Raw genomic sequence first — 20,739 nt, 5'->3', positions numbered from 1 at the left:
TATCCTATGGTTTTACAAAAAATCAAAGGCTTACAGCCTCTGATTTCTTAACAACAAGTTAATCTTTTCACTTAAGTCTGCAGATAACTCTTGAGCCATTTCTTGAGAATAACCTTCAGCATATATGTTGAACACGGGCCTTTCATTATCGGGCAACACCAAAGCCCATCCTCTTGAATCTTTAATCTTTACACCTTCTATAAGTTCAATGTCTTCCTGATTGGCACCAAAGGCAATTTCTCTTATAATCCTTCCCTTATCCTTCCAATCACAATTTATTTCCTTTTTGAGGTAATAATATTCAGGTATAGAGTCAATTAACTTGCTGATTTTTGTATTTTCTTTAACCATGTATTCGATGATATGTCCTATGGCCCAAACCCCGTTATTATTCAGTATAAATTGAATAGAAGGATTATTGGTTCCATCTCCCAACTCCATCATTTTCTTCATTATTTCCGCCGGTGTTGAGGAGGTTCTATATATTTTAACCCCGTTATTTTTTGCTATTTCCTCCGCTGCTCCCGGAAATGCATGAGGGAAAACCAAATGTTTTGCACCATAACCTTTTATGGCCACCAATTCAGTCAATAGAAGATACTCTTCTTCTTTAGCCACCCTTCCTCTTTCATCGATAAGTGTCAGACTTTCACCGTTTTCATTTATTATGACTCCTAAATCTGCCTTTTTCCTTGTAACAAAGCCGGCCATGTACTTATATATACCGGAGTCAATGATATTGTCAGCTCTTCCCCAGACTAAGCTTATGCTGCAACCTAAGTTTTGCAGATATTTATAAGCTATAGCTGTTGTATTTTCTGAGTGGGAAGCTAGCACTATCTTGAAATTTTTTCTTCTGATACCATCCAAATTTTGAATCCTTTCCAATCCTTGCCTTATAAATATTTCCTGGAAGTTCTCCATCCTCATAATGTCCTTTATATCTTCCGCTTTGCATCTATCATAATCATCCTGATTAAGCAAGTTTTCGATTTCTCTTTCCTTGCTTCTGGAGATATTTATTCCCTTTTCATCGAAAAATTCAATATATGTTCTACAAGGTTTTTCATTGGAAGTGTGTATGTGCACACCTCCATTGGCTCTATGATAAGCAACCCCAAACCGTGTCATAGATATTATAGAGTTATCCAACACTATTGCCTGACCTCCCACAGACAGAATGCCTGCAATAAGAGAGCTTTTTGCAATATAGGATTGAGGATTGCTGTCGCTTCCTACAACCAAAGTTGCATTCTTTCCCATAGCTGCCGCAAATGCAGAACCAAGGCTGGAGCATAGTTCCGGTGATAACTCCAAATTCAAAGTACCGGATATTCCTCTGGAACCAAATATATTCTTTGTAGCCTTTGTACCCCATATTATATTGTGATTCACAATTGTATTCTCATATATCTTTTTGCCAGGCCATATCCTTACATCAGGCTTTATTATGCATCCTTCAAGTATGGTTGTGTTTTCGCCTATTACAGAATTTTCATATATATCAACATTGTTTTTAATAAGAGAATTGGAGCATATCACTCCTCCGCTTATTCCGCAGTTTTCCCCTACATGAATCTTCTTCCAAAGCACGCTTCTTTTCACTTTGCTATTTGAACCTAACCTACAGTTTTGTGATATGACCGAATAGGAATCTATGAGCACATTGTCTTCTATTATTGTATTTTTTCCGATGTAAACAGGTGGAACTAAAGTTGCACTTCTTCTTATTTGTGCTCCTTCAGCCAGCCAGATGCCCTTTTGAAATTCAGTAGCTTCCAATGCTAAATTAACTTTACCATCCAATATATCGAAATGGACTTGTCTATAAGATGCCAAGTCCCCAATATCACACCAATAATCATCTGTTACATATCCATACATGGGCACTTTGTCTCTAAGAAGTTTTGGAAACAAATCCTTGCTAAAGTCAAAACTTTCACCAGGCTTATAGTATTCCATGACTTCAGGTTCCAATATATATATGCCCGTATTCACAGTATCGCTGAAGACTTCTCCCCAGCTAGGCTTTTCCAAAAATCGGGTTATCAGTCCTTGGCTATCTGTTATTACAACTCCATATTCGATAGGTACTGGCTCCCTTTTCAAAACAAGTGTTGCTTTGGATTTCATATTTTTGTGGAAATCCAAAGTCTTTGTCAAGTCCAAGTTTGTAAGAGCATCACCACTGATGACGACAAAAGTACTATTAAGAAAATCCCCAGTATTCCTTACGCTTCCGCCGGTACCCAAGGGTGTATCCTCTATAAAATATTTGAGTTTTACTCCAAAACCGCTTCCATCTCCAAAATAATCCATAATGACCTGTGGCAAATACGCAACCGTCACCCCGATGTCATGTATACCCTTATCCTTTAGCAATTGAATTGTATATTCCATAACTGGTTTATCGAATACGGGAACCATTGGCTTAGGTATACCACATGTCAACGGTCTTAATCTTGTACCCTTGCCTCCAGCCATTATTACAGCCTTAATATTTATCACTCCTTTTGCAGTAAATAAAGTCAATAAATATTTTATGCCTTATGGCTGGATATATTCATAGAATTTGAACACAATGATATGAGTATAGTTTATAATAATCTTTGAAGACTTTCTGGAAGGAGTTTAATATATGTTATGGACAGCAGTATTAATTCCTATATCTCTTGCGCTGATTTATGCAGCAAAATTTTATCCTAATATTATTGAAAATATATACTCAAGAAGAATATACAAGTTCATAAGCCAGCCGTTGAGCAAAATAACAGGTATCTTTCCCTTTTCTTTAGCAGAACTTGTATTCTATATATTTTTTCTTTGGTGCATAATTACACTTATAAAATTATTATTATCCATCATCGCAGTAAATAAACCTATGATATTTAAGCTCATAAAAGAAATTGTGGCAGTACTCAGCATATTGTTTTTCATGTTTGTTTCATTATGGGGTTTGAATTATTATAGACTACCCCTATCCCAATCCTTAAACCTAACTAATGGGGAATATACAAAAGAAGATTTGAAGGAATTATGCATTTATCTTATAGACAAAGCCAACACATACAGAGATGATGTGAAGGAGAATTCCAGAGGTGTTATGGAATTGTCACAAGGTAAAAGATATGCAGTATCAAATGCCTATAAAATATATGATAACATAGCAAAAAAGTATCCTGTATTTAAAGGCAATTATGGAAAACCTAAAATTGTCATGGCTTCAAAGCTTATGTCCTATGCAGGCATAGCCGGAATCTTTATACCCTTTACTATTGAAGCTAATGTGAATGGTGATATGCCTGATGCTGTATTTCCAAGCAGTATGATTCATGAAATGGCTCATCAAAGAGGTTTTGCCAGAGAGGATGAAGCTAATTTCATAGCATTTTTGACTTGCATATATAGTGATGATGTGGATTTTAAATACTCAGGAACTCTATTGGCATTGATTCATTCCATAAATACTTTGTATAAAGTTGATAAAGATGCGGCAGTAGAACTTACATCTCAATACGGCCCTGGATTAAAAAAAGACTTGGCCAATATAAATGCCTATTGGGATAAATTTGAAGGCCCTGTGGAAAGGGCCTCTACAAAATTAAATAATACTTATCTTAAGGCAAACAATCAGAAAGATGGAGTACAAAGTTACGGGAGAATGGTAGATTTGCTGCTGTCTTATTACGAATCAGAAATTCTTCACTAGGTTGTTTATCCATTTATCTGAAACCAGCCTATACATACATAATATGAACTTCCCTACTTCCTCGAGGAGAGTCAATGCAACTACCCCATATATGGGAAACTTAAAGAGCAATGCACCGGCAAAAGCTACAGGCACTCCTATAAACCACATGGTGGAGGCTTCGATGGCAAAGGCCCGTTTGGCATCTCCTCCACCTCTCAGTATTCCCACAATTGCTACTATATTAAATACCCTCAATGGCATTATCAATGAATTTATTTTCATTATATTATAGGAATCCAAAGCCACTCTTTGAGAAACATTGAAAAAGCTAAGTATAAAAGGTCCACCAACAACAATCATTCCCCCTATTAATATGCCTGTAGCAATGGATAGCACTGCAAATCTATGGGCATAATCCCTGCCTTCTTCTTCATTACCAGCTCCAATCCTTTTTCCTATCATTACTCCGGAAGCATTTGCAATACCAAAGCAAAGTATCATAAACAACTGCTGTATTGTATTGCTTATTTGTACAGAAGCTATGGCTTCTTTTCCAATGCGTCCATAGGCGACAGAATACACTACGGATGCCAATCCCCAGCATACTTCATTAAGCAATACGGGGATAGTAGTCCTGAATATCCTTCTAAAGAAATTATAATCTATTAAAAACATGTCTTTAGTTGATGGAGCCAATATCCTGTTCCTTTTATATATTACTGCAATAATCAAGGCTGTTTCCATTAATCTTGCTATTAACGTTGCCAAGGCTGCTCCTTCCACACCCATAGCTCTAAATCCAAAATGTCCGAATATGAAAACATAATTTAAAAATGTATTGGTCATAAGTGCTATTGCGCTTACAAACATGGGATATACAGCTTTTTCCGTACACCTTAAAGCAAAGCTAAAACAATAAGTTAGGGCAGTTAGAGCATAACTAAGGCAAACAATCTTGAGATATCGGCTTCCATATAGCAATACTTCTTGATCAGTGTTGAATATTCCGATAATATTTTTTGAAAAAACAATTGCTGCAAAGGTAAATATGGCTGATATGACCAATGTAGATGTGACCTCTACCCCCACCACACGTTTTATGTTATCAGTGTCCTTTTTACCCCAGAACTGTGATATAAATATACCACATCCACTGCATATTCCAAATATAAACATGGAAAACAGCAAAAAAACCTGATTTGCTATTCCAACAGCTGCAATCTGAGTTTCTCCCACCATTCCTATCATGATTGTATCCACCATGTTTAAGGATGTACTAATGAAGTTTTGAATGATTATGGGTGCTGCAATGACACCAAGATCCGTATAAAATTGCATGTCACTGAGTAAATTCTTTATTGTGTATCTAATGCGTTTCAGAATAAATTCACTTCCTCTCACATTTTCACCACAGCAGCATAAAATATTATGAGGTGGTTTTATGTACGATAAACTACATCTCCATGAATTTGATGGGATTACAAATAGAGTCTTTAAACATGAGCACAAATACGCTGGTGTATCCAGCAAGAATCCTAATTTTAAAGGTCATAATCATTATTTTTCCGGTTATATAGAAGAGGTAAAAGGTCATGCTCATTACTTTTCTGTTGTTACAGGCCCTAGTATAGAAGTGGAAGGAGGCCATATTCATTATTATCAGTGCGTAACCACAATGAACAAAAGGCATTTCCACATAATATGGGGTTATACATCTATTCATTCAGACTATTAATGGGCTGCCCGAAGGTATTCCTTTTCTGTCTTGCTGCGAGTTACGAGTAATTTAGATATTCCTTTTGGGGTATTTTGAGGAACACGGATTTGCACAGAAGTTATCTCGGATTAACACGGTGGATTTCTCTGAGAACACTAAAGAACACCAAAGTTCACTAAAATACACTAAAGATCATTATACTTTTTAAATAATATGGAAATGAAATCATAGTAATTATAGGTATGCTATGATTTTTTTTTTATTGCAAAATATTTTACCCTGGAATTATCCTAGGCAGCAAAACGATATTTAATTTTGATTAGCTATATAATGATATTAGGTATGTGCTGATACTATTTTGTGAGCTTTGTTGTAGTTCTTATGGAAGAACGAGCAAAAAGCCGTAAGGCTGGCACGGATGCCAGCCTAGGCGTCCCAGGACATGGGGGGCCGTGGATGATGCCGTTAGGCTTTTTGTAAGATCTAACTATATAACTATCAAAGCAAACTTTTATATCTGAATCCCATTCTAAGATGCAATTGCCATAAACTTCTTCGATTAACGACTTCGTGGCCTAGGGTATTTCTCTAAATACCTCTGAATAGGCCCTAATGCCAAACAGCGGTGTAGCTTTCTTCACAGCATTAATCACAGCCTGCTCTACAGCCTTTACAGCCATAACCCCTACTTGATTCACATCCGCTTCTATTTGTCCCGTAGAAAGAGCAAATATAGTATCTCCATCATACATGGTATGAACAGGTCTTATGCTTCTGGCATAACCATTGTGAGCCATAGATGCAACTTTATTGACTTCTGCTTTGCTCAAACGAGCGTTTGTTATTACACAACCTATCGTGGTATTTCCACTAAAAGGGTTATCATCCTTTTTTGCGCTCTCCATGATGAGCAATTCTGTATTTACAAATCTATTTTCCTCTGGTATATAAGCACCTGCTAGGATTTCTCCACTTTCCGGATTCACCACATCACCGAAGCAATTGACAGCCACAACAGCTCCAACATACAATTCTCCTGTTTTTATACAAAAACTGCCTAAACCACCCTTCATGGCCTTATCCATTCCAAGAATTTTCCCCACAGTAGCACCTGTGCCTGCGCCAACGCTTCCTTCTGAAAATCCTCCGTTTTCAGCATTGATGCAAGCTCTATAGCCCATGGCTTTATCAGGTCTGCACCTGTAGTCTCCCACCGACAGGTCAAACAAAACAGCTGCAGGAACAATGGGAACCTTCGTAATTCCTACATCAAAACCTATACCCTTGCTCTCCAGATATTCCATAACACCTGCTACCGCATCAAGGCCGAAAGCACTTCCTCCAGCCAGCATAATACAATGTACTTTATCCATCATGTTGATAGGGTTCAACAAGTCTGTCTCGCGAGTTCCCGGAGCACCTCCCCTTACATCAACACCGGCTATGCCACCTTTTTCACATAATACAACGGTACAGCCTGTCCCACCTATCAGGTCTTCAGCGTTTCCCAGTTTTATACCTGGTATTTTCGTTAAATTTACATATTCCACCATTCTTATCACTTCCTGTATTATCTTTTATCTTTAAGTATGTCTCTTATTTCGGTAAGTAAAATTTCTTCTTTTGTAGGTTCTAGCGGCGCAGCAGGTTTTTCTTCTTGTTTCTTCTTCAGTCTATTGATGGCTCTAATAAATATGAATATTGAAAATGTGATAATTAAAAAATCAACAACGCTTTGTATAAAGGCTCCATATCTGATGGTAGCATCATTTATGGTTATTTGTAAGCTAGAAAAATCTATTCCTCCCAACAAAAGTCCTATAATTGGCATTAGCATATCATTGACAAGGGAATTGACTATCTCTCCAAAAGCGCCTCCAATAATAACTCCTATTGCCAAGTCCAGCACATTTCCCCTTAAGGCAAACTTTTTAAACTCCTGTAATATTATAATCTCCCCCTTTGTGTTTCTAATTTATCTTTTTAAATTTTAACAATAAAGTTCAGCAACATCCCCCTCGGCCACGATTAAAGGGTGTTTGAAACTTCAAGTTAAACTCTTATATAACCATTTTCCATTGTATTTTCCTCTAGTTATTATTATGGTTATTATCATGAATTACTTGATCGATAACTATTACCAATGCGAGTATGAATGCATAATTTTCTTCATCTGAAATATCAACTCCATAAGTGTCTCGAAATGAAAACCACTTTTTTGACACACGAGCTACCACCCTGCCATTCTTTAACACATTAAAATCCATACCCAAGAAATTTCCTTCTATTGTATAGTTTCCAATAAAGCTCTCAATATTAAACCTGGGTTTGAATAATGTAAACTCCTTTTTTACTCTGGCAGCAGGATTTCCATTATAATATATGGTATATTCAGGAAGAAGCTTGAAAAGCTTTTGCTCTATATAAACAACCTCATTTCCCTGCATATCATACATACGAAGCTTGTCACCAATAGCAAAAACCTTTCCTTGCACCTGAAAATAAGAATTTCCCATTTCATCGTTTATTGTGAAGTTATCTCCGAAGGAAAAAATCTTTTGCTTAACTACAAAACGCATAATAATCACTCCTTATACTCATCATAAAAATCTAAATATGAATAAGTCTTTCCTCCCTTCTGCCAACCTAAAATTGCTTCCATATTGACATTTTGAGCCGCCCTCATAATGTTTATTTCCAAATTATCAATTTTTGTGCTAAGTTCTTTTATTAAATTCTTTATCTCATAGCGCTTATTTCCCGTCCTCTCTGCGGCTACCATGCATGCACAATTAAGAGGCATGATACCGCTATTTTGGGTAAATCTCTCTATATGTTTTTCTTCTATATAATACATAGGCCTTATAAGCTCCAAATCTTTAAAATTAGTAGAATGAAGCTTGGGCAGCATTGTTTTGAAGCTTCCGGTATAGAGAATATTCATCATGGTGGTTTCTATGATATCATTAAAGTGATGTCCCAATGCCAGTTTATTGCAGCCTAACTCCTGAGCTTTTGAATACAATGCTCCTCGGCGCATCTTTGCACACATATAGCAAGGATAATCCTTGGCAATTTTATCAACTATTTTAAATATGCCCGAATCAAATATTTTTATAGGTATGTTCAAGTATTCACAGTTTTTAATCATCAACTCTCTTATTTGCTCATGATACCCCGGATCTGCTACGATAAATTCCAAATCTATTTTCATATCGCCGTGTTTTTGCAACTCTTGAAAAAGCTTTGCCATAAGCATGCTGTCCTTGCCCCCGGATATGGCAACGGCTATCTTATCCCCTTCTTCTATGAGCTTGAAATCCTTTATAGCTTTTATAAATTTTGACCAAAGATGCTTTCTGTATTTTTTTATTATACTTCTCTCTATTTCATCCAAAGGCTTCAATTCTCCTGTAGGGAGCAGTGTTTCACAATTAGCAGATGATATGCTGTCCATGGTCTCACCTCATCTTAAGTAATTATTACCAATATACTCGTGTATCATGTATAAAGTTTGTTATATCATAACATACATCTCTAATATTGATAGAATAGCATAAAGATATTTTACTATCAAATATATGTTTGCTTATATGAAAGAAATTATTTGTAGAACAAAATAAATAGAAGCAAAAAAAGAAAGGCATTTCATAGAAATATTTAAAATTCGAGAAAGCCTTTCTTTATATTTATAGGGGAAAGTTTTACTGATGAGACATAGAGAACCATCCCCGATGTCTCAGGTTTATAGCTTTGCTATTCTGAAATTAGCTGTTAGTACAGGCCAATTAGGAATTGACTGAAGATTCAACGCCCAATAGCTGGCTCCTCTCAGCCCATATTGCTTAATGACATCATATTTGGCCTGATAGCTTCTGGCATCTTCAAACCATACTTCATGCTGCTGACCTGATGTATCCGTATATCTGAAGAATGGAGATTGATATTCTTCATTGTATTGAATTTCTGCTCCGTATTGGTATGCTCTTCTTATGGCATCCATATAACTTACAGTGGAAGCGGTGGTTCCCTGAACCCAAGGTATCTTCCAGTCCCTTCCATATAAAGGTATTCCCATCATTATCTTATTTCTGGGTATGACCGACACGGCATAATCCAATACCCTTTTTACCTGATTTATAGGGGCAATAGCCCAGGGTTCTCCTCCTGCCCATCCCCATTCATATGTCATCAAAACCACAAAGTCTGTCAACTGTCCATGAACCGGGTAATCGTGAGCCTCATACAACAACCCGATCTGATCTGCTCTTACCTTTGGCGCCAGAGCTGTAGAAATTGAAAAACCGTTGGCATGCATCCTGTCTGCTGCACGTCTTAAAAACGCATTATATTTCTCTCTATCTCTAGGATATACATATTCGAAATCAATGTTTAATCCTTGATAACCCTTTTGGCGCATGGTATTGACTATATTAGCAAGCTGTCTCTCTTGAACTTCTACATTTGATAGAAAAGCACTTGCTAAATCTGAACTGAATCTTCTTCCAAGGAAATTGGTAAGGCACATTAGAGGTGTTACACCTCTGGATCTGGCCATACTTATTACAGATTCATCATTAAGTGGAGTCAAGTTGCCTTCTGCAGTAATGCCATAACTGAACATGCAGAAATATGTGAGGTATTGTCCTGTCCATCTTAATGTTTCTTCACCTGTAGGACCTGTTTGAGTGAGATATCCATTTACTTCTATCTGGGGCTTTGGAATTACGAGCCTTTGTCCCACATTTATGATGTTAGGATTTGCTATATTATTCTCTCTTACTAGATCCTGTATAGTTACATTGTATATTCTGGCTATAAACCAGAGGGTCTCACCAGGCCGGACAATGTGAACATCATCCTGTGTTGGTATGACCAGTGACTGTCCGATGATGAGCCTGTCAGGATCAGCCATTGCATTTGCTTGTACAATGCTATTTATGCTCACATTATAGGTCCTTGAAATTTTCCATAGAGTATCACCGCTTTTTACAACATAAATCCTCATATACAACACTCCATATTGATTTATTATTCAATATCAAGATATTATAGAAAAGTTCCTACTATTCATGTTGTTTTGTTTTTTGGAAAATTTTATAAATAATGTGAGCAATATAATAGCTTTTCATCTTCACTTCTGCTCATCAATGATTATTTTTATATAAGCTTATGCACTTTCTGAACCGATATAGGCTTCAATTACCTGCGGATCATTTTGTACTTCATCAGGAGTTCCTCCGGCAATTAAATTTCCATAATTCAATACATATACTTTATTGCAAATACCCATTACCAACTTCATATCGTGTTCTATGAGTATAATCGTCAAATTAAATTTGTCCCTTATCCATGTAATTAAATGAGTCAGCTCTATAGTTTCATTTGGATTCATTCCTGCTGCAGGTTCATCCAGCAAAAGGATGCTTGGCTCAGACGCCAATGCTCTTGCAATCTCCAGACGTCTTTGCTCACCATAAGACAGATTCTTTGCAAACTCATGTTTCTTGTTATCAAGGTTTAACATCTTCAATAATTCTTCCGCATCTTCCCTAACTCTTTTTTCTTCATCATAATATGATGGAAGTCTTATAACTGAAGAAAGAAATCCACACTTGGTACGGCTATGAAACCCAATTTTAACATTATCTAAAACAGTCATATCCCTAAAGAGCCTTATATTCTGAAAGGTTCTTGCTATTCCATGACCTGTAATCTTATATGGCTTTAAACCGTTGAGTTTTATAGGATTGTCTTTGTATAGCAATATCTCACCAGAGGTAGGTGCATACATACCTGTAAGGAGGTTAAACAGTGTTGTTTTACCTGCTCCATTTGGACCTATAATACCTACAATCTGTCCCTTTTCTACTGTCATGTCAATGTTTGAAACTGCTTTCAAGCCTCCAAAGGTTATTGATACATTATTCAGCTTCAATATAGTCATTTATACCACCCTCTTCTTTAAAAACTTGAACCTGAAATCCTCTTTGCCTAAAAGTCCTTGGGGTCTATAAACCATTATCATAAACAGTATGACAGCATATATAACCATTCTTAACTCAGGTATGCTTTGAAGAAATAATGATATAAGAGATAATACAACAGCTCCAACCACGGATCCTGCTATGCTTCCCATGCCTCCAAAAACCACTATAACGAGAATATCAATGGATTTCATATAACCAAAGGAATCAGGTTTGATAAAGTAGAAGTAATTGGCATAAAGAGCTCCGGATATACCTGCAAAAAAGGCTCCTATTACAAAGGCCAGAATTTTGTATTTTGTTGTATTGACGCCCATAGCCTCTGCTGCAGTCTCATCCTGACTTATGGATATGCAGGCTCTTCCTCCCCTGGAATTTATAAAATTCTTTATTACTACAATCGAAGCTACTACCATGAAATATACCCAGGTCCAATTGGTCATCTTTGGTATATCATTAAAACCACTTGCTCCACCTATATAATCTATATTTAACGCCATTATTCTTATAATTTCACCAAAACCTAAAGTAGCTATAGCTAAATAGTCTCCCTTTAATCTAAGGGTAGGTATCCCTATTATAACACCTGCAAGTGATGCAGCTAGTGCAGAAAGTGTTATTGCCACTATAAAGGGTTGTCCAAATTTAGCGGTAACAATAGCAGATACATAGGCTCCTACAGCCATGAAAGCGGCATGACCAAGAGAAAACTGTCCTGTGAATCCTGTAACCAGGTTCAGTCCAACTGCCAGTATAATATTGATTCCTATTAAGACAATGTTCAGCTCTACATAGGAGTCAATGATACCTTGTCCAATCATCATTTCTACAACAGCATAGATGGCTAGTATTACAACTGCTAACATAATGGTTTTCCTATTAATAACTTTCACAAGATATCCCTCCTATACTTTTTCTCTCACATTCTTCCCAAAAAGTCCCTTAGGCTTTATGAGGAGCATTAAAATCAATATTGCAAAAGCTACTGCATCCTTGTACAGGGAATACCCAGCAGCGCTTACCATAGTTTCAGTTATGCCCAACAGATATCCTCCAAACATGGCTCCAGGTATTACTCCTATTCCTCCTATTACTGCTGCTATAAAAGCCTTTATACCCGGCATCATACCCATAAGAGGGTCAATAGAATTATAATAGACTCCTACTAGAACTCCTGCCACACCTGCAAGACATGAACCTAAGGCAAATGTGACAGATATGGTATTGTCAACGCTTATCCCCATAAGCTGTGCCGCTTCGCTGTCCATGGATGCTGCCCTCATTGCCATACCAATTTTTGTTTTGTGTATTATATATTGAAGTATAAGCATCATGACTACTGTAACTATAACTATATATACATCCTTGTTATTTAATATCACATTACCCAATCTAAAATTTTTACTTGGCAACACTTCAGGAAAAGTTCTTGTTTCAGCTTTAACAAAATACATCATACCGTACTCCAGAAAGAGAGATACACTTATTGCTGTTATCAATGCTGCTATCCTAGTGGATTTTCTTATAGGCTTATATGCAACCTTTTCCACCACTACACCTAATACAGCTGTTATAATCATAGATACTATTAAGGCAGGAATAAATCCCAATCCAAAGAAGGTAGTTGCGGCAAATCCAACATATGCACCTATCATATATATATCGCCATGAGCAAAATTGATTAGATTAATTATTCCATAAACCATTGTATAACCTAATGCAATAAGGGCATAAATACTACCCAAAGAAATTCCATTAACTAATTGCTGCAATACTTGCTCCATGCGTCATCACTTCCTTCTAAAAATTCAACAGGATACCATCCATTGGAGAAACCAACTCCATCGGATGGTAGCCATGCTAATTTCCCAAAATTAATTTTATGGTTCTTGCTTCTTCAAGAAGGTCTGAACTCCATCTTTCATTTCAATTATAGTAATGGCTTTAATTGGATTGTGGTTTTCATCAACGGTAAGTGTACCTGTTATACCCTTAAAGTTTTTTGTTGTTGCCAGTGCATCTTTTATCTTTACAGGATCGGCCTCCCCTGCTCTTACCAATGCATCTGCAAAGAAATAAGCCAAATCATAACCTAATGCATTGAATGCATCTGGATCCTTTCCGTACTTTTTATTGAATGCTTCTTTAAACTTTACTACTTCTGGGCTATCATCCATGGATGAATAGTGATTAGTGAAATAAACATGGTTTAATGCTTCTTTTCCTGCCAACTCTAATAATTTTGGAGAATCATATCCATCTCCTCCCAGTATTGGTGCATTAAGCCCTAATTCTCTTGCTTGCTTCGCTATTAATCCAACTTCTTCGTAATATCCAGGAAGATATAATACATCAGGGTTTACGCTTTTTATATTTGTCAATACTGCTCTAAAATCTTTATCTTTGGTCTGATAAGCCTGTTGTGTAACAATAGTCCCTCCAAGGTTTTCAAATTTATCTTTAAAGCTTGTTGCCAAGCCTTTGCTATAATCACTTGTAGTATCTATAAGTATAGCCGCTTTTTTCGCTCCCAGATCCTGGCCGGCAAAATTGGCCATTATAACTCCTTGAAATGAATCACTGAAACAGGTTTTGAATATAAACTCCCTTACATTTCCATTGCTGTCTACAGTTACATCATCAGCTGTTGCTGAAGCAGATATTAAAGGCACTTTATGCTGCATTGCTACAGGTATTGCTCCCTTTGTATTGCCTGATGTAGCAGGACCAAGAATTGTCACTACTTTATCTCTTGTAATAAGCTTTGTTGCTACATTTGCTGCTTCTGCGTTGTCAGATTTGTTATCTGCTTTTACAAGTTCCACTTGCTTGCCAAGAAGGCCCCCATTATTATTGATCTCTTCCATTGCCAACTCAATACCTTCTGTCAAACTTTGACCATATGTAGCTACATTTCCTGATAACTCATAATTTAATCCTACCTTGACTGTATCAGCGCCATCAGTAGACTGTGCCGGTGCCGCCGCCTGCTGTGAGCTGCACCCAGTGAATAAACTTAATATTAAAACCATAGCTAATACTACAGATAATCTCTTCATAAAAAATCCTCCCTTATTCATCTATTTCTAAGTAATTTTCATAATGTAAAGTTCTAGTTTGCTACCTCAACAACACCTCGAATCAAATTTATTATATTTTAATCAGATCTGATTTTCCCCGGGGATTCATGTATTCACTGTGCAAAAAGTGCACTTTTCTGCACGAAAAAATTGAATAAAAAAACCTCTATATGTATTGATATACATATAGAGGCGTTGTTAACGCGGTACCACTCTATTTTATTGCCTATGGCAATAATCTCAACAGGTTCTATCAAACCCTGACAATGTAACGTTTGTCAACCCGTCATGACTTACTTACCTTCAGTCACGCGACTCAGAAGTGATCATTATATATCCATTTAGTACTGCTTTACACCTACCAGCAGCTCTCTGTGACTAAATTCCGGATATTTTTCTCTTCGTCATCATCTTTAGTGTTCTGTATAAATATTCTAAAGTGAAATTATGTTTTATAATTTACCACAAAAAACTACAGCCGTCAATGGGTATTTAAAAAATTTTTTAATAATTCATAAGAAAATTTAGATTTGCCAGTATAAACCTGTCTCTATGAGTTGTCAATATGGACTTACACTAATCTTGACACCTTTTAGGCATAGATTCATTGTGATGTGAAAAAAGGCCTCCTTGGCATCAAAACGACACCAATGGAAGCCTTCATTTAATTTGCTATTATTGTGCCTTTACCTCTGTCCATATCCTGTCGTATTTTACTAAAGAATCTGCTAAATCTTCAAATACTTCACATCTTGCCAACTCTTCATCTGGTGGATAGGCAGTTTTATCATTTCTCACCTCTTCAGGAAGCATTTTAACTGCTTCTGTATTAGGAGTAGAATAACCTATATAGTTTGCGATTTTGTATGCTATCTCAGGTTCGCAAAGGAAATTGATAAACAATTCTGCTTCTTTTTTATGTTGGCTTGTTTTTGGTATGACTACTGAATCAAACCACATATTTGATCCTTCTTTTGGCACCACATATTCCAAGTCAGGATTTTCCCTCTTCATATACATGGCATCTCCAGACCATACAACTGCCAAAGCAGCTTCACCGCCAATCATCTTATCTTTTACTTCATCACCTACATATGCCAGAACCAAGGGTTTTTGCTTCATCAAAGCCTCTTTGGCATCATTCAGCTCTTTATCATCTTTAGTGTTTAAAGAATAGCCGAGCATCTTAAGAGTTATTCCTATAGAATCTCTTAAACTGTCCATCATCAATATTTGCTTGCTATACTTTTCATCCCACAAAATCTTCCAACTGTTTACAGGTTCTTTTACCATGGTCTTGTTATACAATATTCCTACTGTGCCCCATGTATAAGGTACTGAGTATTCATTACTGGGATCAAAGGCAAGATTCTTGAACTTGTCATCTATATACTTGTAGTTGGGAATATTGTTCAAATCAATCTTATGAAGCATATCCTCATCTATCATTCTCTTTATCGTGTATTCAGAAGGTATCAATATGTCATAATCGCTGGCACCAGCCTTTATCTTGGCATACATTTCTTCATTGGTAGCAAACTCATCGTATATAACATCAATGTTATATCTTTTCTCAAATTCAGTTATAACAGATTGATCTATATAGTCACCCCAGTTGTACACTTTCAACTGTGTTCTTTGCTCTCCACCACATCCTGTCATGCTTAGAACCACCGAAATTGCAAGAGTAAGTGCCAGTATGGCCTTTAATGATTTTTTCATGCCACATTCTCCTTTCTACCATCATCTCTAGACATTCTATTATTTATAATCAGAAGCATCAAAATTACTCCTGCAAATAATATGCTCAATACAGCATTAATCTTAGGGCTTATACCTTTTCTAGCCATAGAGTAAATAGTTATGGCCAAGTTTGATACTCCAGGTCCCGTTGTAAAAAAGCTGATGACAAAATCATCGATAGACATAGTCATTGCCAATAAAAAACCTGTGAATATACCCGGCGCAATTTGAGGTAAAATAACTTTCCAAAAGGCGTATGCGGGAGTAGCCCCTAAATCCAATGCAGCGTCATATACATGATTATCCAACTGCTTAAGCTTGGGCATAACTGACAATATTACATAAGGCAAATTAAATGTTATGTGTGCTAATAGCATAGAAAAAAAGCCTCTTGGAAATTTCACAAGGATAAACAACAGCATCAGCGATATTCCTGTCACTATATCAGGATTCAGCACAGGCAGATAAGTAAGGTTTGTCATTATTGTCTTTGGAGTCTTTTTCATATGATGAATTCCTATGGCTGCAGCTGTTCCCAACACTGTTGCAAATATTGAGGCTATAAGGGCAATAGTAACTGTGTTGTATAATGAAGTCATTATCTGCTGATCCTTGAACATTTCAACATACCATTTAAATGTAAATCCAGTCCAATGGGCTCTGGATTTTGATTCATTAAATGAAAATACTATCAATACTATTATGGGAGCGTATAAAAATAAAAATATTAAAAAAGTATAGATTTTCTTAAATACATTTTTCACCATAAGCCGCCCCCCTCGTTTTCTTTTTCGTATCTCATGGTTACGCCCATGCTAAGCATAATCATGAGCATAAGCACAATTGATAGAGCAGAACCAAAACCCCAATCCATGGTAGTCAGGAACTGCTGTTCTATAAGATTGCCTATAAGGGTAAAATGAGCTCCGCCCAATAACCTTGATATTACGAAAGTTGTCAGAGCTGGCATGAACACCATTGTTATCCCTGAAGAAACACCGGGAATGCTTAATGGGAAAATAACTCTTCTAAAGACAGTTATGGGATTGGCTCCTAAATCCTCTGCTGCTTCCACGACGGTTTTGTCAATCTTGACCAATACAGAATAAATAGGCAAAACCATAAAAGGCAGAAAATTATACACCATTCCTAACACGACAGCACCTTCAGTATATAGCAAAGATGGTAAATCTATGCCAAAAAAGCCCGCTATTGTTGCTATGAGTCCATTTTTCTCCAATAAAGTCATCCATGCATAGGTTCTGGCAAGGAAGTTCATCCACATTGGTATGACAAACAATACCACAAGAATGCTTTTTTTGCTTAAATTCTTGCCAGCTAGAATCATTGCCATGGGATATCCCAAAACCAGACATATAATGGTGCTCTCAGCTGCTAATTTTATTGAACGCCAGAACACCGCCAAATATAAAGGTTCAAACACTCTTTTAAAATTATCAAGGGTGAAATGAATTCCTGCATCATCAATGGCAAAAACGCTGTAAAAAAGTATCAGAGCCAATGGTATCATGGTAAATATCAACATCCATAATGCATAAGGATAGGCCATAAGGTGCTTTTTCATTCTTTTGTCACCTTCTTCATTATGTGAATATCATAGGGAGTTATTTTCATCCCTACTCTTGTGTTTGCTGGCTCCATCATGGTACTGTGAACCATCCAGCGTATTCCATTGCCATATATGATCATTTCATAATGTACCCCTTTGAAGATAACTGATTCTACTACACCTTCCAGCATACCTTCTTCAACAGGTACAAGCTTTATATCCTCGGGTCTTATGACCACATCGACTTTTTCATTAGTCTCAAAACCTTTATCTACACACTCAAATCCTCTTCCCGCAAATTCTACATAATAATCTCTAACCATTACTCCGTCAATAATGTTGCTTTCTCCAATGAAATCCGCTACAAAAGCATTTACAGGTTCGTTATATATATCCTGAGGTGTTCCTACCTGCTGAATCTTTCCATCTTTCATGACAACTATGGTGTCTGACATGGTTAATGCTTCTTCCTGATCATGAGTTACATATATAAATGTAATTCCTAAACTTTGCTGTATTCTTTTAAGCTCTAACTGCATGTCTTTTCTAAGCTTCAAATCAAGAGCCCCTAAAGGTTCGTCCAATAACAGAACCTGAGGCTCATTCACCAAAGCTCTTGCAATAGCTATTCTCTGTTGCTGACCTCCACTAAGAGAATCAATGTCTCTATTCTCATATCCGCTTAGATTCACCAGCTTCAGAACTTCTTTAACTTTTCTTTCTATGTCAGTCTTATTTATTTTCTTAATTTTAAGCCCAAAGGCTATATTCTCGTATACATTCATATGTGTAAATAGGGCGTATCTTTGAAATACAGTGTTTAGGTTTCTTTTATAGGGAGGAAGATTATTAATCTTTTTTCCTTCAAAAATAACATCGCCTGTATCTGCTACTTCAAAGCCCCCTATTATTCTTAATGTAGTAGTTTTACCACAGCCGCTAGGACCTAATAAAGTTACAAACTCATTCCTGCTTATACTTAGGTTTATATTTTGTAATACCTGCTGATCATCAAAACTTTTGGATACATTGACCAATCTGATAATTTCCTCATGCAATTTATCTTCCTCCATTTTTAGTATTATGATAGATGTTTTTTATAATAAATATGAGTTCAAGAAGATATTATCCAGAAGCTGAGCGCTGCTTTGAACCCAACTTGAAGGCAATCTGCCAACCATAATACCGGCTTATGCCTGCTCATATACATAGCCACGCTTAGCTATCGGGTCAAATAATAATTTATTATAACAATGTATTTTTATCACATTGGGGATGTAAAGTCAATATAATATTTATTTATTTGCATAGGGTATGACAACAGGAATACCAATGTTTCGGTAGATGATATTCTCTCACTAAAAGTTCATATATCAGCAAAATACTATCAAATTAAATTTGCATATTTCCTGTTTGCTTTTAAAATAGCAAATCAAGCAAAACTGAACCTTTTAAATATGGTAAATGTTAGCCTATGATCAAGGTAACATTTACCACGTAAAAAAATCCATTGTATTGCTTAGTAAAAGTTAACAATTATTCACATCATTAAATATATATTTCCAAAACAAGCATTATAAAGTAAAATGTAAATAATGAAATCTTATGTTCTACGGAGGTAAATAGAATGAAGTTTTTTAAAATATCCTTATTCGTTTTAATGTTCGCTCTTTCTATTATTGGCTGCAATATTGTTCAGTATAACAGCAATTCATCTAATATTTCCACTACAAATGAAAGCAATGAATTAATTTACGGCAAATACCCAGAACCTATTTTGATAGCAATAGGAAAAAATTCTGAAGTGAATAAAAATTATAAAGAGCTTACAAAAGATGATTTGAAAAAAGTAACATATTTATATTTTAGTAAGGAAAATGGTTTTGAAGATGGAGAAAAGTACGATTTTTCCATTCTTTTAGAAATGACTAATTTGACAGATCTGGATTTAGACATTGGTAAAAATATAAAATTGGAAGATTACTCTGTATTAAAGAATTTAAGTGAACTGAAAACACTAGAGGTCAGCAATATAAATGATTTTGATGCTAAAAGCATTGCATACTTAACTTCATTAGAAAACCTAACTATTCGCAACAGCAATGATCTGACAAATATCGAATTCCTGAGCAATATGAATCAATTAACATCTCTTACGCTGGATAATGTTCCAAATGTTCATGATTATCAACCATTAAAGTATTTACCAAATGTTAATATTGTAGATTTAATAAACTGTGAACTAACTGAAAAAGATATAGATACTATTCCCGACATGGATTCTTTGGAAGCGCTTTCTCTCTATAACAATAAAATAGTATCGCTGAATAATTTTCCTAAAGTGAAAAACCTTCAGTTTTTATCATTATCCAGTAACCCATTGAGAGAGATCAATATTTCACCTGATAGAATACCAAAGCTGAAAGAGTTATATTTGAATGATACAGAAATATGTGATTTAAGTAAATTATCGGGAGTAAACCATATACATGCTATAGGTTTAAGGTATACTGACGTAAAAAGATTATCACCTCTTAAAGAATATAAAAATTTAACATATATCGACATTAACCCTAACAATGTTGAAGATTTAGATGTCTTTAAGGATAGCTCTGTAGAAATTTATGAAACAGAGGGGTAAAATGACCCCTCTAAAATAAAAACTATCTTATGACACACCTCCGTGCAGGAGGATTTTTTATACATTTTGACGATCTCTAAAAAGCAGACTTATTGACCATATGCCTGCTAATCCGACTACGGTGTATATGATACGACTCAGAACTGCATCTTGACCGCCAAATAATGCTGCTACAAGATCAAACTGAAATAAACCCACCAATAGCCAATTTAGAGCTCCGATAATCACCAAGACCAATGAAAGTCTATCCAAATAATTCACCTTCTTTCCTACTGTCCTATTTAGTATTTTTAATCAACATTGAAATATC

The 20,739-nt window shown here is 36.0% G+C and carries 19 protein-coding genes and 1 other annotated feature; of the genes, 3 read left to right on the top strand and 16 right to left on the bottom strand.

Going from position 1 to position 20,739, the window contains the following annotated elements:
• Positions 1 to 30: 30 nt before the first annotated feature.
• On the bottom strand, positions 31 to 2,484 hold the full coding sequence (locus tag BUB48_RS03510; protein ID WP_139249900.1) for a sugar phosphate nucleotidyltransferase: 2,454 nt from the start codon (positions 2,482 to 2,484) through the stop codon (positions 31 to 33).
• A gap of 154 nt (positions 2,485 to 2,638) precedes the next feature.
• On the opposite strand from BUB48_RS03510, the gene BUB48_RS03505 reads away from it, so the two are divergent.
• Positions 2,639 to 3,709 carry a DUF3810 domain-containing protein gene (locus BUB48_RS03505; protein WP_073024628.1) on the top strand — a complete coding sequence of 357 codons (1,071 nt, stop codon included), beginning with the start codon at positions 2,639 to 2,641 and terminating at the stop codon, positions 3,707 to 3,709.
• Here BUB48_RS03505 and BUB48_RS03500 read toward each other — a convergent pair.
• A complete protein-coding gene (locus BUB48_RS03500; protein WP_242944152.1) occupies positions 3,692 to 5,092 on the bottom strand; it encodes an MATE family efflux transporter in 1,401 nt (466 codons plus the stop codon). The two genes, BUB48_RS03505 and BUB48_RS03500, sit on opposite strands and share 18 nt — an antisense overlap.
• Positions 5,093 to 5,132: 40 nt before the next feature.
• Between BUB48_RS03500 and BUB48_RS03495 the strand changes: the two genes are divergently transcribed.
• The gene (locus tag BUB48_RS03495) at positions 5,133 to 5,426 is read left to right on the top strand and encodes a YmaF family protein (protein WP_073024626.1); all 294 of its coding nucleotides are present in this window, start codon (positions 5,133 to 5,135) and stop codon (positions 5,424 to 5,426) included.
• Positions 5,427 to 5,983: 557 nt separating this feature from the next.
• Here the strand turns inward: BUB48_RS03495 and BUB48_RS03490 are convergent.
• The 13 genes from BUB48_RS03490 to potA form a co-directional block, all read right to left on the bottom strand.
• The gene (locus BUB48_RS03490; RefSeq protein ID WP_073024993.1) at positions 5,984 to 6,958 is read right to left on the bottom strand and encodes a P1 family peptidase; all 975 of its coding nucleotides are present in this window, start codon (positions 6,956 to 6,958) and stop codon (positions 5,984 to 5,986) included.
• A gap of 20 nt (positions 6,959 to 6,978) precedes the next feature.
• A complete protein-coding gene (gene mscL / locus BUB48_RS03485) occupies positions 6,979 to 7,362 on the bottom strand; it encodes a large conductance mechanosensitive channel protein MscL (protein WP_073024624.1) in 384 nt (127 codons plus the stop codon).
• A 136-nt stretch (positions 7,363 to 7,498) separates the two neighbouring features.
• Entirely contained in the window at positions 7,499 to 7,987 is a 489-nt protein-coding gene (locus BUB48_RS03480; protein WP_073024622.1) for an LURP-one-related/scramblase family protein, read from the bottom strand.
• Between the two features lie 5 nt (positions 7,988 to 7,992).
• Positions 7,993 to 8,865 carry a tRNA 2-thiocytidine biosynthesis TtcA family protein gene (locus BUB48_RS03475; RefSeq protein ID WP_073024620.1) on the bottom strand — a complete coding sequence of 291 codons (873 nt, stop codon included), beginning with the start codon at positions 8,863 to 8,865 and terminating at the stop codon, positions 7,993 to 7,995.
• A 288-nt stretch (positions 8,866 to 9,153) separates the two neighbouring features.
• On the bottom strand, positions 9,154 to 10,416 hold the full coding sequence (locus BUB48_RS03470) for a LysM peptidoglycan-binding domain-containing protein (RefSeq protein WP_073024618.1): 1,263 nt from the start codon (positions 10,414 to 10,416) through the stop codon (positions 9,154 to 9,156).
• 162 nt (positions 10,417 to 10,578) lie between these two features.
• Positions 10,579 to 11,355: an ABC transporter ATP-binding protein gene (locus BUB48_RS03465; RefSeq protein ID WP_073024616.1), complete on the bottom strand. Its 777-nt coding sequence runs from the start codon at positions 11,353 to 11,355 to the stop codon at positions 10,579 to 10,581.
• Positions 11,356 to 12,288, bottom strand: coding sequence for a branched-chain amino acid ABC transporter permease (locus BUB48_RS03460; protein WP_073024614.1), 933 nt, complete (start codon positions 12,286 to 12,288; stop codon positions 11,356 to 11,358).
• Between the two features lie 12 nt (positions 12,289 to 12,300).
• Complete coding sequence (locus BUB48_RS03455) at positions 12,301 to 13,179, bottom strand: branched-chain amino acid ABC transporter permease (protein ID WP_073024612.1); 879 nt, start codon at positions 13,177 to 13,179, stop codon at positions 12,301 to 12,303.
• A gap of 96 nt (positions 13,180 to 13,275) precedes the next feature.
• Complete coding sequence (locus BUB48_RS03450; RefSeq protein ID WP_073024610.1) at positions 13,276 to 14,454, bottom strand: ABC transporter substrate-binding protein; 1,179 nt, start codon at positions 14,452 to 14,454, stop codon at positions 13,276 to 13,278.
• A 206-nt stretch (positions 14,455 to 14,660) separates the two neighbouring features.
• Positions 14,661 to 14,892, bottom strand: a binding site (T-box leader).
• A 258-nt stretch (positions 14,893 to 15,150) separates the two neighbouring features.
• On the bottom strand, positions 15,151 to 16,197 hold the full coding sequence (locus tag BUB48_RS03445; RefSeq protein WP_073024608.1) for an ABC transporter substrate-binding protein: 1,047 nt from the start codon (positions 16,195 to 16,197) through the stop codon (positions 15,151 to 15,153).
• Positions 16,194 to 16,985, bottom strand: coding sequence for an ABC transporter permease (locus BUB48_RS03440; RefSeq protein WP_073024606.1), 792 nt, complete (start codon positions 16,983 to 16,985; stop codon positions 16,194 to 16,196). The genes BUB48_RS03445 and BUB48_RS03440 overlap by 4 nt, the downstream gene beginning before the upstream one ends.
• A complete protein-coding gene (locus BUB48_RS03435; protein WP_073024604.1) occupies positions 16,979 to 17,803 on the bottom strand; it encodes an ABC transporter permease in 825 nt (274 codons plus the stop codon). The genes BUB48_RS03440 and BUB48_RS03435 overlap by 7 nt, the downstream gene beginning before the upstream one ends.
• Positions 17,800 to 18,846, bottom strand: coding sequence for a spermidine/putrescine ABC transporter ATP-binding protein (gene potA, locus BUB48_RS03430; protein WP_175548341.1), 1,047 nt, complete (start codon positions 18,844 to 18,846; stop codon positions 17,800 to 17,802). Before potA ends, BUB48_RS03435 begins: the two co-directional genes overlap by 4 nt.
• 569 nt (positions 18,847 to 19,415) lie before the next feature.
• Here potA and BUB48_RS03425 point away from each other — a divergent pair.
• Positions 19,416 to 20,429 carry a leucine-rich repeat domain-containing protein gene (locus BUB48_RS03425; RefSeq protein ID WP_073024600.1) on the top strand — a complete coding sequence of 338 codons (1,014 nt, stop codon included), beginning with the start codon at positions 19,416 to 19,418 and terminating at the stop codon, positions 20,427 to 20,429.
• Between the two features lie 57 nt (positions 20,430 to 20,486).
• On the opposite strand, the gene BUB48_RS03420 is transcribed toward BUB48_RS03425, so the two are convergent.
• Entirely contained in the window at positions 20,487 to 20,681 is a 195-nt protein-coding gene (locus tag BUB48_RS03420; protein ID WP_073024598.1) for a DUF378 domain-containing protein, read from the bottom strand.
• Positions 20,682 to 20,739 lie beyond the last annotated feature (58 nt).

The organism is Lutispora thermophila DSM 19022, from assembly GCF_900142105.1.
GTDB classification, from domain to species: domain Bacteria; phylum Bacillota; class Clostridia; order Lutisporales; family Lutisporaceae; genus Lutispora; species Lutispora thermophila.
The sequence above is the reverse complement of the archived record's forward strand: the minus strand, read 5'-3'. Positions and strand labels throughout refer to the sequence as shown.

Excerpts from the sequence above, each read along its gene's own strand:
- BUB48_RS03475 (WP_073024620.1), bottom strand. The coding sequence starts at position 8,865 with ATGGACAGCATATCATCTGCTAATTGTGAAACACTGCTCCCTACAGGA.
- BUB48_RS03495 (WP_073024626.1), top strand. The coding sequence starts at position 5,133 with ATGTACGATAAACTACATCTCCATGAATTTGATGGGATTACAAATAGA.
- BUB48_RS03425 (WP_073024600.1), top strand. The coding sequence starts at position 19,416 with ATGAAGTTTTTTAAAATATCCTTATTCGTTTTAATGTTCGCTCTTTCT.
- BUB48_RS03455 (WP_073024612.1), bottom strand. The coding sequence starts at position 13,179 with ATGGAGCAAGTATTGCAGCAATTAGTTAATGGAATTTCTTTGGGTAGT.
- BUB48_RS03450 (WP_073024610.1), bottom strand. The coding sequence starts at position 14,454 with ATGAAGAGATTATCTGTAGTATTAGCTATGGTTTTAATATTAAGTTTA.
- BUB48_RS03510 (WP_139249900.1), bottom strand. The coding sequence starts at position 2,484 with ATGGCTGGAGGCAAGGGTACAAGATTAAGACCGTTGACATGTGGTATA.
- BUB48_RS03480 (WP_073024622.1), bottom strand. The coding sequence starts at position 7,987 with ATGCGTTTTGTAGTTAAGCAAAAGATTTTTTCCTTCGGAGATAACTTC.
- BUB48_RS03435 (WP_073024604.1), bottom strand. The coding sequence starts at position 17,803 with ATGAAAAAGCACCTTATGGCCTATCCTTATGCATTATGGATGTTGATA.
- BUB48_RS03440 (WP_073024606.1), bottom strand. The coding sequence starts at position 16,985 with ATGGTGAAAAATGTATTTAAGAAAATCTATACTTTTTTAATATTTTTA.
- BUB48_RS03470 (WP_073024618.1), bottom strand. The coding sequence starts at position 10,416 with ATGAGGATTTATGTTGTAAAAAGCGGTGATACTCTATGGAAAATTTCA.
- BUB48_RS03505 (WP_073024628.1), top strand. The coding sequence starts at position 2,639 with ATGTTATGGACAGCAGTATTAATTCCTATATCTCTTGCGCTGATTTAT.
- BUB48_RS03445 (WP_073024608.1), bottom strand. The coding sequence starts at position 16,197 with ATGAAAAAATCATTAAAGGCCATACTGGCACTTACTCTTGCAATTTCG.
- BUB48_RS03465 (WP_073024616.1), bottom strand. The coding sequence starts at position 11,355 with ATGACTATATTGAAGCTGAATAATGTATCAATAACCTTTGGAGGCTTG.